We start from the raw sequence: 15,673 nt of genomic DNA on the forward strand, positions 1-15,673 counted from the left end.
TGGGAACGGAGTTCCCCCCTCTTGAGTACTGCAATCCTCGACCGGCCGCTCATGACGCCCGGTCTCTCGTTCTTTCTGCATGCTGTTCGATGGTGCGGATGTGGATGACAATGCACCAGCAAAAAGCAGCGCACGCGAGTCTAGCGGTTAATTGTTTCCAGGCTATTACACCCAAAACCACGCATTTTCTCGGACGTTGGCTTAATAAAAGGCCAATATGGCATGAAGCCGTTTATCGAGACAAATACGTTTTCACTTCGGAATTTATAGCTTGCGCGTATAAGTTGCTCAAGAAGTGAGCAGGTGGTCGCGTGCAGGATGCATTTTCCCTCAGAAACGGACACGTCGGGATGATAAATGGGGCGTTCTCGAATGAAATTGTTTAGCTTGGTTTTTAAGCAAACGACATGACAATTAATCCATTCTGTCGCGAGTTGGCCACAGGGGCGGCATATGCGGTGCCTGTTCCACATAGTCGGGTGGCAACTGCGGTTCGGAGGAAGGATGCCGGCGGCGGGACCGCCGCCGGCGGGAGGACAAAACTCAATGCTTCACGGCGGTGCGTTCGAGCGCGGCGACGTCCGACTCGAAGCGCGCGAAGCGTGCATCGAGCAGGCGCGTCAGGCGCTGCTTGTCGGAGTCCGGCAGGAAGCTGTAGCGGATGCTGTTGTACGACGCCTTCTTCACTTCCGCATAGCTCGGCTTGTAGCGGCTGGCGAACAGCACGTATTCGTTGGCCAGGTTGTGGCGCGTGACGCCCGCGTCGTCCGTCGAGATCACGTACGGCACGCCATATTTGCGGTACAGCGTGATCGGGTGGTTCTCGCCTTGCACGCCCTCGATGAACGCGTTCGACGTCAGGTTGATTTCGACCGGGATGTCCTTCGCGCGCATCGTCTTCATGATGCCGACGGCGTTCGTCTCGTGCGCGAGGTCGATGCCGTGGCCGATGCGCTGCGCGCCCGCCACGTTCAGCGCCTGGTCGATGTGGTATTTCAGGTCTTCCGGCGGCACGTCGCCCAGCGCCAGCTCGCCCGCGTGCATCGCGACGTTGACCTTCGGGTACACCTTCTTCAGGTAGCGGAACATCTGCATGTGCAAGGTGTAGTCGCGCATGGAGACCATCTGGCTTTCCTGGCCCACGATGTTCACGCCGACGATCCTGCCGCCCCGCGCCGCCGATTCGAACGCGGCCAGCATCGACGAGAACACGCGCGACGGCGAGAACAGGCGCACGACATAGGTCTGGTAGCGCATCGTGAAATTCTCGTCGTCGATGCCCAGCGCCGCTTCGTTGACGGTGCGGACGAACGTGTCGACGGAGGCGCGGAACGCCGGCGTCGCGTTCAGCTTCTGGCGCGCGGATTCCAGCAGCTGGGCGAACTTCGCCTCGTCGCGTGCGCTGTCCCACGCGCGCTTGTCGAATTCGGGATCCGAGACCGTGTCCGGGCTCTTGAACATCGTCTCGATGTAGGCCACGTTCTCGGCCAGCGCGCGGTTCTTCAGCTCGACGAGGCCTTCGTGGAAGTTGCGGTCGGAGATGGGGCCGAAGTAGCCGAAGGTCTGGAAGAACTGGCGGTCCGGCGGCGGCTGGATGGCGCCGTGGTTATTGAAATCCTTGCTCGACCAGCGCTGCAGCAGCTCGCGCCACGTGGCGTCGTCGGCATACACGTCGGACGACGACAGGCAGGCGCGGTCCTTCGGCTGCTTCGCGCGCTCGTGCTCGACGACGCTCCTGTCGGTCTCGATCTTGTAAGTCAGCTTGTTGACGCAATAGCCCTGCTTGTCGAGCCAGTCGACATAGGTCTCGGCATAGATCGCGCCGGAGTAGTGGTGGTGCAGGTCGCCGCCCTTGGGCATCTGCGAGAAGAACAGGACCAGCTCCGCCGTCTTCGGCTGCGCGCCCGCGATCAGGGACGCGTAGTGGCGCGCGGTGGCCGCTTCGTTGGGGCCGGACGCCGGGGTGCGCGCGGAAGCGGCGGCCGCAAGGGCCGCCAGGGTGATCAGCAGGCTGCTGCTCAGGGTTTTTGTCATGTTGGTCTCGGCTGTGAGTGATTGTCGACAGTATCTCACCAGCGCCGAAGTCGTCGTTCCCGCGCACGCGGGAACCCATACTGAGTGTCCTGTTCGGCTCAGCATGGATCCCCGCGTTCGCGGGGATGACGTATCAATGCCGCTCGTGCACCCGCTTGCCGGCCGCATACGTGGCACGGATCGCGCGGTCGTCGCCCAGCAGCGCCAGCGCGAACAGGGTTTCCTCGAGCGAGTCGCCGTTCGCCGTGCGGCGCGCCAGCAGCGGCGTCGCCTTCGGGTCGAGGACGATGAAGTCCGCCTCGGTGCCGGCGGCAAAATTGCCGATCGTCCCTTCGAGCTGCATGCTGCGCGCGGCGCCCAGCGTGGCGAGATAGAACATGCGCAGGGCCGGGAGATAGCTGCCTTTTAACCGCGCAACTTTATACGCTTCATTCATTGTTTGCAACATCGAGAACGACGTGCCCGCGCCGACGTCCGTCCCCAGCGACACGTGGGCATGCACGCTGTCCGCCTTCGCGACGTCGAACAGGCCGCTGCCGAGGAACAGGTTCGACGTCGGGCAGTGGGAAATCGCGGCGCCCGTGTCGGCCATCAGCGCGAAGTCGACGTCGTCCAGCCAGATGCAGTGGCCGAACATCGAACGTTGCCGCATCAGCCCATGGTGCTCATACACCTGCAGGTAGCTGCGGTTGTCCGGGTACAGGCTTTTCACCCACGCGCATTCGTCGCGGCTTTCCGACACGTGCGTCTGGATGTACGTCGTCGGGAACGCGCGCGCCAGTTCGCCCGCCGCGCCCAGCTGGGCTGGGGTCGACGTGGGCGCGAAGCGCGGCGTGATCGCGTACATGGCGCGGCCGTGATTGTGCCAGCGGCGGATCAGCTCTTCGCTCTCGCGCAGGTCGGCCGTGTCCTGCAGGAAGTCCGGACAGTTGCGGTCCATCAGCACCTTGCCGCCGGCCATGCGCAGGTTGCGCGCGGCGCTCGCCTCGAAGAACGCGTCGACGGATTCCTTGTGCACCGTGCAGTAGACGAGCGCCGTCGTCGTGCCGTTGCGCAGCAGCTCGTCGAGGAAGAATTCGGCGACGGTGCGCGCGTGCACCGGGTCCTTGAACTGGCGCTCGGTCGGGAACGTGTAGTTCTCCAGCCACGGCAGCAGGTCCGGCGCGGGCGAGCCGATCATGTCGGTCTGCGGGAAGTGCAGGTGCGTGTCGATGAAGCCGGGCGTGATGATCTGGCCGCGGTAGTCGACGATGTCGGTGCCGTCGGGCAGCGTGGCGACCAGCTTGTCGTAGTCGCCGGCGGCGAGCACGCGGCCGTTCTCGACGACGAGGAGGCCGTCCTGGTGCCAGGCATGGGCGTTCTCGGCGAAGGCCGGATCGGCGTGGAAGTGCAGCAGGCTCGCTCGGTAGGCCTGCACGGTACGGGTATCGTTGGACATCTCAGTCTTGTTCCAGTGGGACTTCGGTTGCGGTCGCGGGCGCGGCGAGGGCCGCCGCCTCCCAGACCATCAGCAGTTGCGCGACGACGGCGACGGCGATCACGGCGGGTTCCTTGCCCTTGATGCCGGGGACGCCGATCGGGCACACCATGTCGTCCAGGCGCGCGCGGGAAATGCCGCGGTCGCGCAGGCGGTGCTCGAACTGCCTGCGTTTGGTTTCCGATCCAATGAGGCCGAACCAGTCCTGGTGCGCGGGCCGTCGGAGGATCGCTTCGGTCAGGCGCTGGTCGAGCGCATGATTGTGCGTCATGACGAGGAAGCTCGTGCCGGCGGGCGCCGCGCGCACGACGGCTTCCGGCAGGTCGGTCGCTTCCACGACGACGTTCGGGGCGACGGTGGCCGGGAACAGGTCTTCCCGCTCGTCCACCCACGTCACCTTGCACGGCAGGTCCGCCAGCAGGCGCACGATGGCGGCGCCCACGTGGCCGGCGCCGAACAGCATCACGTGCGCGCGCGGCGCCGGGACGTGATCGACGAGCCAGCGCCGTCCCGCGTCATCGAGCAGCACGCGGGTGCCGCCGCTGCGCTCGAAATCCGGGTAGCGGCCGCCCTTGCGCTGGATGTTGTGGCCCAGCGCATCGACGAGCGCGAGATCGGGTTCGCCGTCCAGGGCGACGACGCGCCACACGTCTTCATGACGGCGCGCGGCCAGCTCGGCGCACTGGTCGCGGTCGACCAGTTCGAACGCGAGGTGCACGACGCCGCCGCAGCACTGGCCCAGGCTCGGACCGAGCGGGAAGCGTTCGATACGGCGCGCCTCGCTGGCGCCGGCGGCGAGCATGGCGCGCGCCGTCTCGATGCCGCGCAGCTCGAGGTGGCCGCCGCCGACGGTGCCCCACTGCCCGCCGGCGTCGACGAGCATGCGCGCGCCCGGTTCGCGGGGTACGGAACCGTCGACCTTCGCGACCGTGATCAGGACGGCCGGTTGCGCGGTGGGGATGAGCCAATCGTCCATGTCAGGCGTTTTCGACGAAGGACACGGCGTCGAGGATCGCCTCGCTCGTCGCCGGCGCGCGCAGCGGCGGGTTCACCTTGTGGTCGCCCACGGCCGAGATGGCGTCGCGGATCGCGAGGAACACGGAGAACGGCAGCAGCAGCGGCGGTTCGCCGACGGCCTTCGAGCGGTGGATCGAATCGGCCACGTTGTGGTTGTTGAAGAGCTTCACCGTGAACGCGTCCGGGCAATCCGACACGCCCGGGATCTTGTAGGTGGACGGCGCATGCGTCATCAGCTTGCCCTGCGCATTCCACCACAATTCTTCCGTCGTCAGCCAGCCCATGCCCTGGATGAACGCACCTTCGACCTGGCCGATGTCGATGGCGGGGTTCAGCGAGTTGCCGGCGTCGTACAGCGCATCGGCGCGCAGCAGTTTCCACTCACCTGTCAGCGTGTCGATGACGACTTCCGCCACCGCCGCGCCGTATGCGAAGTAGAAGAACGGGTTGCCCGTCATCGTCTTCGGATCCCAGTGCAGGTTCGGCGTCGCATAGAAACCGTCCGACCACAGCTGCACGCGCGACAGATAAGCTTTCGCCACCAGTTCGCCGAACGGGACTTCGTGCCCGTTCGCGAACACGGTGTCCGCGACGAAGCGCACGTCTTCCACGGCGGCGCCGTACTGCTTCGCGGCGAACGCGGCGAGGCGCTCGCGGATCTGGCGCGCCGCATCCTGCGCAGCTTTGCCGTTCAGGTCCGCGCCCGTCGATGCGGCCGTCGCCGACGTGTTGGCGACCTTGCTCGTGTTGGTCGCGGCGATGCGCACGCGGGTCAGGTCGACGCCCAGTTCGTGCGCGACCACCTGCATCACCTTGGTGTTGACGCCCTGCCCCATCTCCGTACCGCCGTGGTTGACGAGGATGGAGCCGTCCACGTACACGTGCACGAGCGCGCCGGCCTGGTTCAGGTGCGTCACGTTGAACGCGATGCCGAATTTTACGGGCGTCAGCGCGAGGCCCTTCTTCAGCACGGGGTTCGTCGCGTTGTACTCATTGATGGCCTGGCGGCGCGCGCGGTATTCGCTCGTCTGTTCCAGCTCGCCCACCAGTTCGTGGATCACGTTGTCGACGACGGGCTGGCCGTACGGCGTGACGTTGCGGTCGATCTTGTCGTAGAAATTCAGCTTGCGGATGTCGAGCGAATCCTTGCCGAGGTTGCGCGCGATCTCGTCGATGATGTACTCGATCGCGATGGCGCCCTGCGGACCGCCGAAACCGCGGAATGCCGTATTCGACTGGGTGTTCGTCTTGCCTGCCGCCGCGCGGATGTCGCAATCGGACAAATAATACGTGTTGTCGAAGTGGCAGATGGCGCGGGTGGCCACAGGGCCGGACAGGTCCGCCGAGTAGCCGGCGCGGCTCACCATGTCGACCTTCGCCGCGAGGATGCGGCCGGCATCGTCGTAGCCCACTTCGTACAGGTAGTGGAAGCAGTGGCGCTTGCCGGTCACCATCATGTCGTCGTCGCGGTCCGCACGCAGCTTCACGGCGCGGCCCAGGCGTTTCGCCGCGATGGAGGCGCAAGCGGCCCACAGCGCCGACTGCGATTCCTTGCCGCCGAAGCCACCGCCCATGCGGCGGCACTCCACCACCACGTTGTGCGAGTGCAGGCCGAGCGCATGCGCCACGACGTGCTGCATCTCGCTCGGGTGCTGCGTGGAGCACAGCACGAGCATGCCGTCGTTTTCCTGCGGGATCGCGTACGAGATCTGGCCTTCCAGGTAGAACTGCTCCTGGCCGCCCACGTACAGCTCGCCCTTCACGCGCAGCGGGGCACGTTCGAATGCGGTTTCGGCATCACCGCGCGTCAGGCGCATCGGCGGCAGCACGTACGAGCCGGCGGCGCGCGCGGCCTGCGGCGTCAGGATAGCCGGCAGCTCTTCGTAGCTGACTTCCGCCTTCTTCGCGGCGCGGCGGGCCAGGTCGTGGCTGTCGGCGACGACCACGAAGATCGGCTGGCCGATGTATTGCACGAGGCCGTCCGCGAGGATCGGGTCGTCGTGGATGATCGGGCCGCAATCGTTGGTGCCCGGGATGTCCTTTGCCGTGAGCACGGCGCGCACGCCGCGGCTGGCCAGGACGTCCGTAAAATCGATGTCGAGGATGCGGGCGTGCGCCTTGCCCGACAGGCCGAGCGCCGCGTGCAACGTGCCGCGCACTTCGGCGATATCGTCCGTGTAGTCGGCCTGGCCCAGCACGTGCAGCCGGGCCGATTCATGGGTCTTGCCGAGGCCGACCTGCTTCCATTCGGCCTTGGTCAGAGCGGGGGATCCTGCGTCGTTCATGTGTATCTCCTCAAGCCAGTGCGGTCGGCGCGCTTTTAATTTCAATCTTCGCGAACGGGTTGACCGCGTCAGGCGGCAGCGGGTTGTCCTTGCGCGTTTCGAGCCAGTAGCGGCGCAGCAGGTTCTGCGCCGTCTTCATGCGGTAGGCACTCGAGGCGCGCATGTCGGACAGCGGTGCATAGTCTTGCGCCAGCGCGGCCATCGCGTCCGTCACGGCCGCTTCGTCCCACGCGCGGCCGTTCAACAGGCTTTCCGCCTGCGCGGCGCGCTTCGGCGTCGCGGCCATGCCGCCGTAGGCGATGCGGGCCTCGACCACGATGCCGTCGTCCAGCGTAAAGGCGAAGGCGGCGCAGACGGCCGAGATGTCCTGGTCGAAGCGCTTGGCCAGTTTATAGGTGCGGAACGCGACGTTCTTGCGCGGCAGCGGCACGCGCACGGCCTGCACGAATTCGCCGTCGCGCCAGTCCTTGACCTGGTAGCCGAGGTAGAAGTTCTCGAGCGGCATGGTGCGCTCGCCGTCCGGACCGCGCAGCACCAGTTCGCTGCCGATGGCGATCAGCCACGGCATCGAGTCGCCGATCGGCGAACCATTCGCCACGTTGCCGCCCAGCGTGCCCGCGTTGCGGATCGGGAGCGATGCGAAGCGCTGCCACAGCTCGCCCAGCTCTGTCTCGTAATGCTTGCAGATGGCGGCATACGCATCTTCGAGGGAGACGCCGGCGCCGATCTCGACGTAGCCATCCTGCTCGCGCACGGTCTTCAGTTCGGCCACGTGGCCCAGGTAGATGACGTCCGTCAGGTCGCGCATCTGCTTCGTGACCCACAGGCCGACGTCGGTCGAACCGGCGAGGATCGTCGCCTTCGGATGCGCGGCGCGCACGGCCACGAGTTCATCCAGCGTACGCGGGGCGTGGAAGGTCTGGCCATCGTATTCATAGGTGGCGCCCGCGTCACGCTGCAGCGCCCGCAGTTGTTCGATGACGGCGGCGCGGTCGAAATCGACGCGCGGCAGCGTGACCATGCGCCTGGCGGCGTCGATGATGGGACGATAGCCCGTGCAGCGGCACAGGTTGCCGGACAGGGCATCGTCGATCTCGCAGCGGCTCGGCTCGCGGCCTTCCTGCTTCAAATACATGCCCCACAGCGACATCGCAAAACCCGGCGTGCAGAAGCCGCATTGCGAGCCGTGGCATTCGACGAGGGCCTGCTGCACGGGGTGCAGGTTGCCATCCTGCTGCGCCAGGTCTTCGACGGTGAACAGGGCCTTGCCGTCCAGGGTGGGCGTGAACTGGATGCAGGAATTCACGGAGCGCATCTGCAGTTCGCCGTTCTCCAGCGATCCGACGACGACGGTGCAGGCACCGCAATCACCCTCGGCGCAGCCTTCCTTGGTGCCGGTGCAGTGCAGATCCTCGCGCAGGTGCTGCAGGATGGTCTGCGTCGGCGCGACGTCGTTCACTTCATGGACGGCGCCGCGGTAGAAAAATCGGATCGGTGTGGACATCATCGCCTCGGAAAGGATCTTGTGAAAATTATGACTATCTGGATGCAAGAGTAGCACCGGGGGTCAGGCTAGATATATCGGAATACTGATTTTGAATATCAGATATTTTCAATAGCGCGCCGTGGGCTTGTGAAACTTGCTATGCTTGAGCCGTCAATGGAGGCGTCATGGCTTTGCACATCGTACATTTCATCGGACCGATCAACGCAAATTCCGCCTGTACCGTGCGCAACCTTTGCTTGCAGGCACTGCAGAGCGGCGCGACGGAGATCGAGCTGCACATGTCGACCGAAGGCGGCAACATGACGGCCGGCTTCGCCCTGTACTACTTCCTGAAATCGCTGCCGCTGCCGCTCACGACGTGGAACGTGGGCAGCGTGGAGTCCGTCGGCGTCGCCATCTTCCTGGCCGGGCAGCAACGCTATGCCTGTCCCGGCACGCGCTTCCTCATCCACCCGCTGCACTGGGGCTTCGGCAACCTCGTGGCGGCGGACCACGCCCGCATCTCCGAATGGCGCGACTGCCTCGACTTCGACGCCGAGCGCTATGCCGCCATCTACGAAGACGCCACCCGCGGCGCACCCGGCGCCCACGACATTCGAACCTACCTGACGGGCAGCGCCCGCATCTACACGGCCGAGCAAGCGGTCGAGGCCGGCATCGCGCACGCGGCGCGGCAGGCGCGCCTGCCGGAAGCCGGCACGACGACGCACTGGTGGAATTAAATACATCATCCAATTCTGACAGGACGCCCTGTCTGATCTGCACAACAAAGATAGCGGTCACAACTGAATAGAGTGACTATTCGTGAGTTTTTCCTTGCCGCAATTTTTGCTGCAACTCTACAATTCGACAGATTCGTTACACGGCGTAACGCGCGCCGTCACAGTGTTTCTATAACAAGAACTTCCACCCGCCGTCTGCAGCAGGGAAATCCATGAAAAAACGCATCATCGCGAGTGCGCTCGCCTTGTCATTTGTCGCGCCTTGCGCATTCGCGCAGGACGCCGTCCGCATCAGCGGTTTCGGCACCGGCGCCCTCACCTGGACCAACACCGACAAGGCCGAGTTCGGCCGCCCGAACCAGGCCGGCGGCGCCACGAAGGACGTCACCACCGGCGTCGATTCGAACTTCGGCGTGCAGGCCGACTACGCCGTCAACAGCTGGCTGTCCGTGACGGGCCAGGGCCTCGTGCGCAAGGATGCGCAGGACGATTTCGGCGCCGAACTGGCATGGGCGTTCGCCAAGGCGACGGTGTCGGACGACGTCTCGATCCGCGTCGGCCGCATGGGCCTGCCGGCATTCATGATCTCGGACTACCGCAACGTGGGCTACGCGAACACGATGCTGCGTCCGCCGGCGGAAGTGTATTCGCAGATGCTGTTCAACACGGTCGACGGCGCCGACGTCATCTGGCAGCACAGCGATGCCGCCACGACGTACACTGCACAATTCGCGGTCGGCAAGACCAAGGCCGACGTCGCCGGCGGCCCGAGCCTGGACGGCCGCCGCGTGACGGCGCTGAACCTCGTGGCCGAGCACGGCCCGCTGACGGTGCGCTTCGGCCGCGTGGACGGCCGCCTGACGCTGAACGGCTCGGCGTCGCTGGCGGCGCTGCTGAACACGCTGAATACGGTCGCTGCCGGCTACAAGTTCCCGCAGGCGGCCCAGCTCGCCAAAGACATCGACGTGCGCGACAAGAAGGCCTCGTTCACGTCCCTCGGCGCGACGCTCGACTGGAACGACATCGTCGTGCAGGGCGAGTACGCGAAGCGCAAGACGGACAGCTACATCAACGACACCACGTCGTGGTACGTGATGGGCGGCTATCGCATCGGCAAATTCCTGCCGTACTACAGCCACGCCAGGCTGTCGATCGACGGCAATGTCCACAACGGCATGCCGGCGGCCTGCCCGGCCGGCTACCCGGCCGCCTGCACCCCGACGCTGGCCACGCTTTCCGGCATCGTGTCGAACCTGCGCTACACCGGCGTGAGCCAGGGCGAACAGCAGACCGACACGATCGGCCTGCGCTGGGATGTCCGCTCCTCCGTGGCCCTGAAGGTGCAGTTCGACCACGTGCGTCCGAACAAGACCGCCGGCCTGCTGATCAATGCGCAGCCGGGCTTCAAGGGTCCGGTGACCGTCGGCGCCGTCGCGCTCGACTTCGTGTTCTAAGGGGACGACGATGAAACAACTGATCAAGACCGGCCTCGCCGCCGCCGCACTGTGCCTCGCGCTGCCCGCCATCGCCGACGTGGTCGTCGTCGTGAACCCGAAGGCGGCCGACGCCTCGATGACGAAAGACCAGATCGCGCAGTATTTTCTTGGCAAATCGGGCGCGATGAGCCCGATCGACCAGCCTGAAAGCGCCCCCGTCCGCGCCGAGTTCTATAAAAAGGTGACGGACAAGGACGGTTCCCAGGTCAAGGCTTTGTGGTCCAAGCTGGTGTTCACCGGCAAGGCCACGATGCCGAAGGAAGCCGCCGACAGCGCCGCCGTCAAGAAGATGGTGGCCAGCGACCCGAAAGCCATCGGCTACATCGAAAAGAGCGCGGTCGATGCCTCGGTCAAAGTGATCTACACACCGTAAGCATCCCCACCCACCCGCCCCCGGTGGTATCCGGCGGCGGGCTGTTGAACTTAAGGAAACGGCATGAGCATCAAGCGCAAGATCTGGGCACTCCCCGTCATCTCGACCATCATCTTCGGCCTCGGCGTGGCGGTCTCCGCCAGCATCGCCAGCGGCGCCCTGGACTCGATCCGCACGACCGAAGCCGTGGATTACCCGGCGCTGGGCACGGCGAAGGCGTTGACGGCGGACCTGCAGGGCATCACCGACGGCTTGCGCGATGCCGTCTCCGAAGGCGACAAGGCCCGCATCGCCCAGATCGGCGACCAGGCCAACAAGGTCCGCGCCAAGCTGGCCGACGTGACGAAGATCCCAGGCATGGATGCCACCGGCAAGCGCCTCGCGAAGGAATTCGAGGATTACTATGCGCCGGCCGTCTCCGCCGCCAGGATCATGCTCGAACTCGAGCAGGGCGATCCACAGGCGACCGTGCAGCGCATGCAGGGCGCGCTGACGGTGCTCAATGCCGACGTCGCCAAGCTCAACGACCAGGCCCAGCAGAATTTCAAGGACGGCATCGCGCGCAGCAGCTCGAGCGTGCGCCGCGTGCTGTCCATCACCATCATCACGGCCTTGATCGTGATCGCCACGCTGATCGGCGTGTCGTGGTTCGTCATCCGCACGATCTGGCAGCAGCTGGGCGGCGAGCCGGAGTACGCGCGCGAGATCACGCGGCTCGTTGCGGCCGGCGACCTGTCGATGGACATCCGCCTCGACGCCGGCGACCAGCATAGCCTGCTCGCCGCGCTGCAGGAAATGCGCACGCGCCTGGCGACGATGGTGTCCGGCATCAAGACGTCGGCCGAGACCATCGCGTCGGCCAGCGCCGAAATCGCCAGCGGCAACGCCGACCTGGCCAGCCGCACGGAATCGCAGGCCGGCAGCCTGGAGCACACGACGCGCGCCGTCGAATCGCTGACCGATACGGTCCGCACGAACGCGGCCAACACGAACCAGGCGAACGCGCTCGTCGTGTCCGCCACCGACATCGCCACCCGCGGCGGTGAAGTGGTCGGCAACGTGGTGTCCACCATGGGCGCCATCAACGCGTCCGCGAAGCAGATCGTCGAGATCATTTCCGTGATCGACGGCATCGCCTTCCAGACGAATATCCTCGCGCTGAACGCCGCGGTGGAAGCGGCCCGTGCCGGCGAACAGGGCCGCGGCTTCGCCGTCGTCGCGGGCGAGGTGCGCAACCTGGCGCAGCGCTCGGCCGCCGCCGCCAAGGAAATCAAGCAATTGATCGGCGATTCCGTCGCCAAGGTCGACGCGGGCAGCGCGCTCGTCGACGAAGCGGGCGCCACGATGGAACAGATCGTCGCCTCCGTGCGCAAGGTGCACGACATCATGGCCGAGATCAGCGTCGCGGGCCAGCGCCAGGCCGAAGGCATCGAACAGATCGGCCGCGCGATCGACGACATGGACCAGATGACGCAGCAGAACTCGGCGCTCGTCGAGGAAGCGTCGGCCGCGGCGGAATCGCTCGCGGAGCAGACGGAGCAGTTGTCGGGTGCGCTGGCGCAGTTCAAGCTGGCGGCCGGGCACGCGCTGGGGGCGCCGGCGGGCCAGGCACGGCTGGCGCTGGCGCGCGGCTGAACGGCGGCGCGCAATTCGCAATGGACAGTGCACATCCTGTCTGGATTCGGCGTATGCTGTCATTACAAGCGCCGTACTGCATGCAGTGACCGACCTGGTCGCGCGGAATCAACGGCAACGCACGGAACCCGGCCGCCTGCGGCGGCCACTCGCCGGCACGACGCTCTCCATGAGACAACGGGGGAGATCATCATGCGTCACACCTTGAAAGCCGTCTTCGACCAACGCAGCGATGCCCAGCACGCCCTGGACGCATTGCTGGCATCGGGCTACCCACGCGCCGACATGGCGCTCTCGAACATGCGCACGACGGAACCGGACACCTCGCTCCGGCATACCGCCGCGCGGCTGCTCGGCACCTTGTACCACCGGCACGCGCAGCCAGGCGACACGCGCGATCGCCACATCGTCACGCTCACGACAGGCACCGATCCGGAAGCCGCGCGCGCCACCGGCATCATGGGGCAGTACCGCCCGGCCGGCGTCGAAGACATCCCTGACGAGGGCGATCCCGCCGCCTGGACCGGGACCGTCGCGTCGCGCCGCGACTACCCGCCGGGCACCGCGCCCGGCGCCCTGCAGCACCATCCGCACGAAGACAGCCATTATTTCGGCACCCAGGACGCCGACGCCCCGCCCGCCGGCAACACGTTCAAGGAGACGATGGGCAGCATCGCGCGGTGGGACAACCCGGACGAGGATGCCACGTGGGCCGCCCCTGCCGGCGCCAAGGCGCCGCAGTCCGACCAGGCCTGGGAAGACGTCGAGCCCGCGCTGAAGCGCGAGTGGGAATACCGGCACGCCGGCAGCGCGGCGTCCGCCTGGGACAAGGTCAAGCTGGCCATGCGCCATGGCTGGGAACGGATGCATCACTGACATCATGAATCCGGTCACATCGTTCCTGGTCGCCGTCAGCCTGGGCATCGGCATCGTCCTGACCTGGTGGGTCAATCCGCTGCCCGGGTTGCTGTTCGTCGCGCTGGCCGTGATCATCGCGTTCTCGCTGAAAATGGCGAACACGTGGCAAAAATTCGTCATCCTGAGGCTGGGGAAGCTCCATAGCGTCAAGGGCGCCGGCCTGTTCGCCATCGTGCCCGTCATCGACAACGTGATCGCCGTCATCGACGTGCGCATCCAGACGACGGCCTTCAACGCCGAGCAGGCGCTGACCAAGGATACGGTGCCGGTCAATGTCGATGCCATCATTTTCTGGCACGTGCACGATGCCGAGAAGGCCGCGCTGGCGATCACCAACTACCGCGAGGCGATCGACCGGGTCGCCCAGACGTCGCTGCGGGAAATGATCGGCATGTCGATGCTGGCGGCGCTGCTGTCCGAGCGCAAGGAGGCGGACGCGCAACTGAAGGAATCGATCGGCCGGAAGACGGCGCCGTGGGGCATTACCGTCGGTTCGGTGGAGATCCGCGACGTCGCCATTCCCGTCGTGCTGCAGGATGCGATGTCGCGCCAGGCCCAGGCGGAACGCGAGAAGCAGGCCCGCGTCATCCTCGGTTCCGCCGAAGCCGCCATCGCCGGGAAATTCGTGGAAGCGGCCGACATGTATGCCGGCCATCCGGCGGCCCTGCAACTGCGGGCGATGAACATCATCTATGAAACGACGAAGGAGCGCGGCGCCACCATCCTGATCCCCAGTTCGATGGTCGACAGCCTGAATCCGGGCACCGCGCCTCCCTAGCCAAACTTGCAAGCCCCCTCCCCTTGTCTTAGAATCGACCTCTGCGCTGGCCTTCGCCAGTTTCCCGACGATTCTTCACGGTGATCCTTGGAAACCGTACCACTTTGGGTGCTCATCCTCGCACTCGCCCTCCTGATCCTTTGCTCGGCCTTCTTCGCGATGGCGGAAACCGCCCTGATGGCGGCCAACAAATATCGCCTGCGCCATCTCGCGAAACGGGGCAACCGCGCCGCCATCACCACGCTGTGGCTGCTGGACCGCACGGACAAGCTGCTGTCGCTGGTCCTCATCGCCAATACGCTGATCAATGCGATGGCGACGGCGCTCGTCACCGCGATCGCGATCCTGTTCTTCGGCCACGAGGAAAGCGTGATCACGATCGCCACGGCCGTCGTCGCGTTCCTGCTGATCGTGTTCGCGGAGATTTCTCCGAAGATCATCGGCGCCACGTATCCGGAGCGCATCTCGCTCGGGTCCAGCTATGTGCTGCGTGCGCTGATGAAGGTCGCGAAGCCGGCGATCTGGTTCGTCAACCTGTTCGTCAACGGCCTGCTGCGCGTGCTGCGCATCCGCGGCGTGGGCGTGGGCCATGCGGATGCCCAGCAGAGACTGTCGCCGGAGGAATTGCGCTCCGTCGTGCTGGAAGCGGGCAGCTACATCCCGCAAAAGCACAAGAGCATCCTGCTGAACCTGTTCGAACTGGAAAAGATCTCGGTCGAAGACATCATGACGCCGCGCAGCCAGATCGAAGCGCTGAACCTCGCGCTGCCGGTCGACGACCTCAAGGCCGAGCTGACCACCTGCTACCACAACAAGCTGCCCGTGTACGAGGGCGAGATCAACCGCATCGTCGGCATCTTGCACGTGCGCAAGGCCGTCGCGCTGCTGAACGAGGAAGACGACCTCACGATCGAGCACTTCCGCGAACTGTTGACGGAGCCCTACTTCATTCCGCAGGACACGGGCGTCTTCACGCAGCTCCAGTATTTCCAGGAAAACAAGGAGCGCCTGGGCATCATCGTGGACGAATATGGCGAGGTCCAGGGCCTGGTGACCCTGGAAGACATCATCGAGGAAATGATCGGCGACTTCACGACCTCGACGCCGGGCGCCGCCCGCAGCGATGCGATGGCGTGGAATGCCCAGGGCGAAGTCCTGCTGGAAGGCACGACGCCGCTGCGCGACATCAACAAGAAGCTCGGTCTCGACCTGCCCCTCGACGGGCCGAAGACCGTCAACGGCCTGCTGCTTGAACAGCTGCAGGAGATCCCGGAATTCCCCATCGCCCTCAGGATCGGCAACTGCGTGATCGAAGTCGTGCAGGTGCAGAACCAGGCCATCAAGGTCGTGAAACTGTTGCGGCCGGTCGCGGTCAAACGCTGGCTGGCAGCCTGATCGGGCCTCGCCGGCCGAGCGCCGCCGGCCACGAAC

12 protein-coding genes are annotated in these 15,673 nt (G+C 65.5%); 7 read left to right on the plus strand and 5 right to left on the minus strand.

Features of this window, described 5'->3' with window-relative positions; translation table 11 throughout:
- Window positions 1-543: 543 nt before the first annotated feature.
- From ACEN9G_RS06805 to xdhA, 5 genes are all read right to left on the minus strand, one after another.
- Entirely contained in the window at window positions 544-2,034 is a 1,491-nt protein-coding gene (locus tag ACEN9G_RS06805; protein WP_413337739.1) for an adenosine deaminase family protein, read from the minus strand.
- 133 nt (window positions 2,035-2,167) lie between these two features.
- Window positions 2,168-3,472, minus strand: coding sequence for a guanine deaminase (gene guaD / locus ACEN9G_RS06810; RefSeq protein ID WP_413337740.1), 1,305 nt, complete (start codon window positions 3,470-3,472; stop codon window positions 2,168-2,170).
- Window position 3,473: 1 nt separating this feature from the next.
- Window positions 3,474-4,487, minus strand: coding sequence for a xanthine dehydrogenase accessory protein XdhC (gene xdhC, locus ACEN9G_RS06815; protein ID WP_413337741.1), 1,014 nt, complete (start codon window positions 4,485-4,487; stop codon window positions 3,474-3,476).
- A gap of 1 nt (window position 4,488) precedes the next feature.
- A complete protein-coding gene (xdhB, locus tag ACEN9G_RS06820) occupies window positions 4,489-6,813 on the minus strand; it encodes a xanthine dehydrogenase molybdopterin binding subunit (RefSeq protein ID WP_413337742.1) in 2,325 nt (774 codons plus the stop codon).
- A 10-nt stretch (window positions 6,814-6,823) separates the two neighbouring features.
- Window positions 6,824-8,317, minus strand: coding sequence for a xanthine dehydrogenase small subunit (xdhA, locus tag ACEN9G_RS06825; RefSeq protein ID WP_413337743.1), 1,494 nt, complete (start codon window positions 8,315-8,317; stop codon window positions 6,824-6,826).
- A 167-nt stretch (window positions 8,318-8,484) separates the two neighbouring features.
- Between xdhA and ACEN9G_RS06830 the strand changes: the two genes are divergently transcribed.
- The 7 genes from ACEN9G_RS06830 (at window position 8,485) to ACEN9G_RS06860 (ending at window position 15,637) form a co-directional block, all read left to right on the plus strand.
- Window positions 8,485-9,042, plus strand: coding sequence for an ATP-dependent Clp protease proteolytic subunit (locus tag ACEN9G_RS06830; protein ID WP_413337744.1), 558 nt, complete (start codon window positions 8,485-8,487; stop codon window positions 9,040-9,042).
- Window positions 9,043-9,254: 212 nt separating this feature from the next.
- The gene (locus ACEN9G_RS06835; protein WP_413337745.1) at window positions 9,255-10,496 is read left to right on the plus strand and encodes a porin; all 1,242 of its coding nucleotides are present in this window, start codon (window positions 9,255-9,257) and stop codon (window positions 10,494-10,496) included.
- A 10-nt stretch (window positions 10,497-10,506) separates the two neighbouring features.
- Window positions 10,507-10,911, plus strand: coding sequence for a hypothetical protein (locus ACEN9G_RS06840; RefSeq protein WP_413337746.1), 405 nt, complete (start codon window positions 10,507-10,509; stop codon window positions 10,909-10,911).
- A gap of 63 nt (window positions 10,912-10,974) precedes the next feature.
- Window positions 10,975-12,546 (plus strand): methyl-accepting chemotaxis protein, encoded by a 1,572-nt coding sequence (locus ACEN9G_RS06845; RefSeq protein WP_413340970.1) that lies wholly within the window; start codon window positions 10,975-10,977, stop codon window positions 12,544-12,546.
- A 192-nt stretch (window positions 12,547-12,738) separates the two neighbouring features.
- A complete protein-coding gene (locus ACEN9G_RS06850) occupies window positions 12,739-13,422 on the plus strand; it encodes a hypothetical protein (protein ID WP_413340971.1) in 684 nt (227 codons plus the stop codon).
- Window positions 13,423-13,426: 4 nt separating this feature from the next.
- On the plus strand, window positions 13,427-14,242 hold the full coding sequence (locus ACEN9G_RS06855; protein WP_413340973.1) for a slipin family protein: 816 nt from the start codon (window positions 13,427-13,429) through the stop codon (window positions 14,240-14,242).
- Between the two features lie 87 nt (window positions 14,243-14,329).
- Window positions 14,330-15,637, plus strand: coding sequence for an HlyC/CorC family transporter (locus ACEN9G_RS06860; RefSeq protein ID WP_413340974.1), 1,308 nt, complete (start codon window positions 14,330-14,332; stop codon window positions 15,635-15,637).
- The last annotated feature ends 36 nt before the right edge of the window (window positions 15,638-15,673 follow it).

Source organism: Massilia sp. Masssp94, assembly GCF_059491305.1.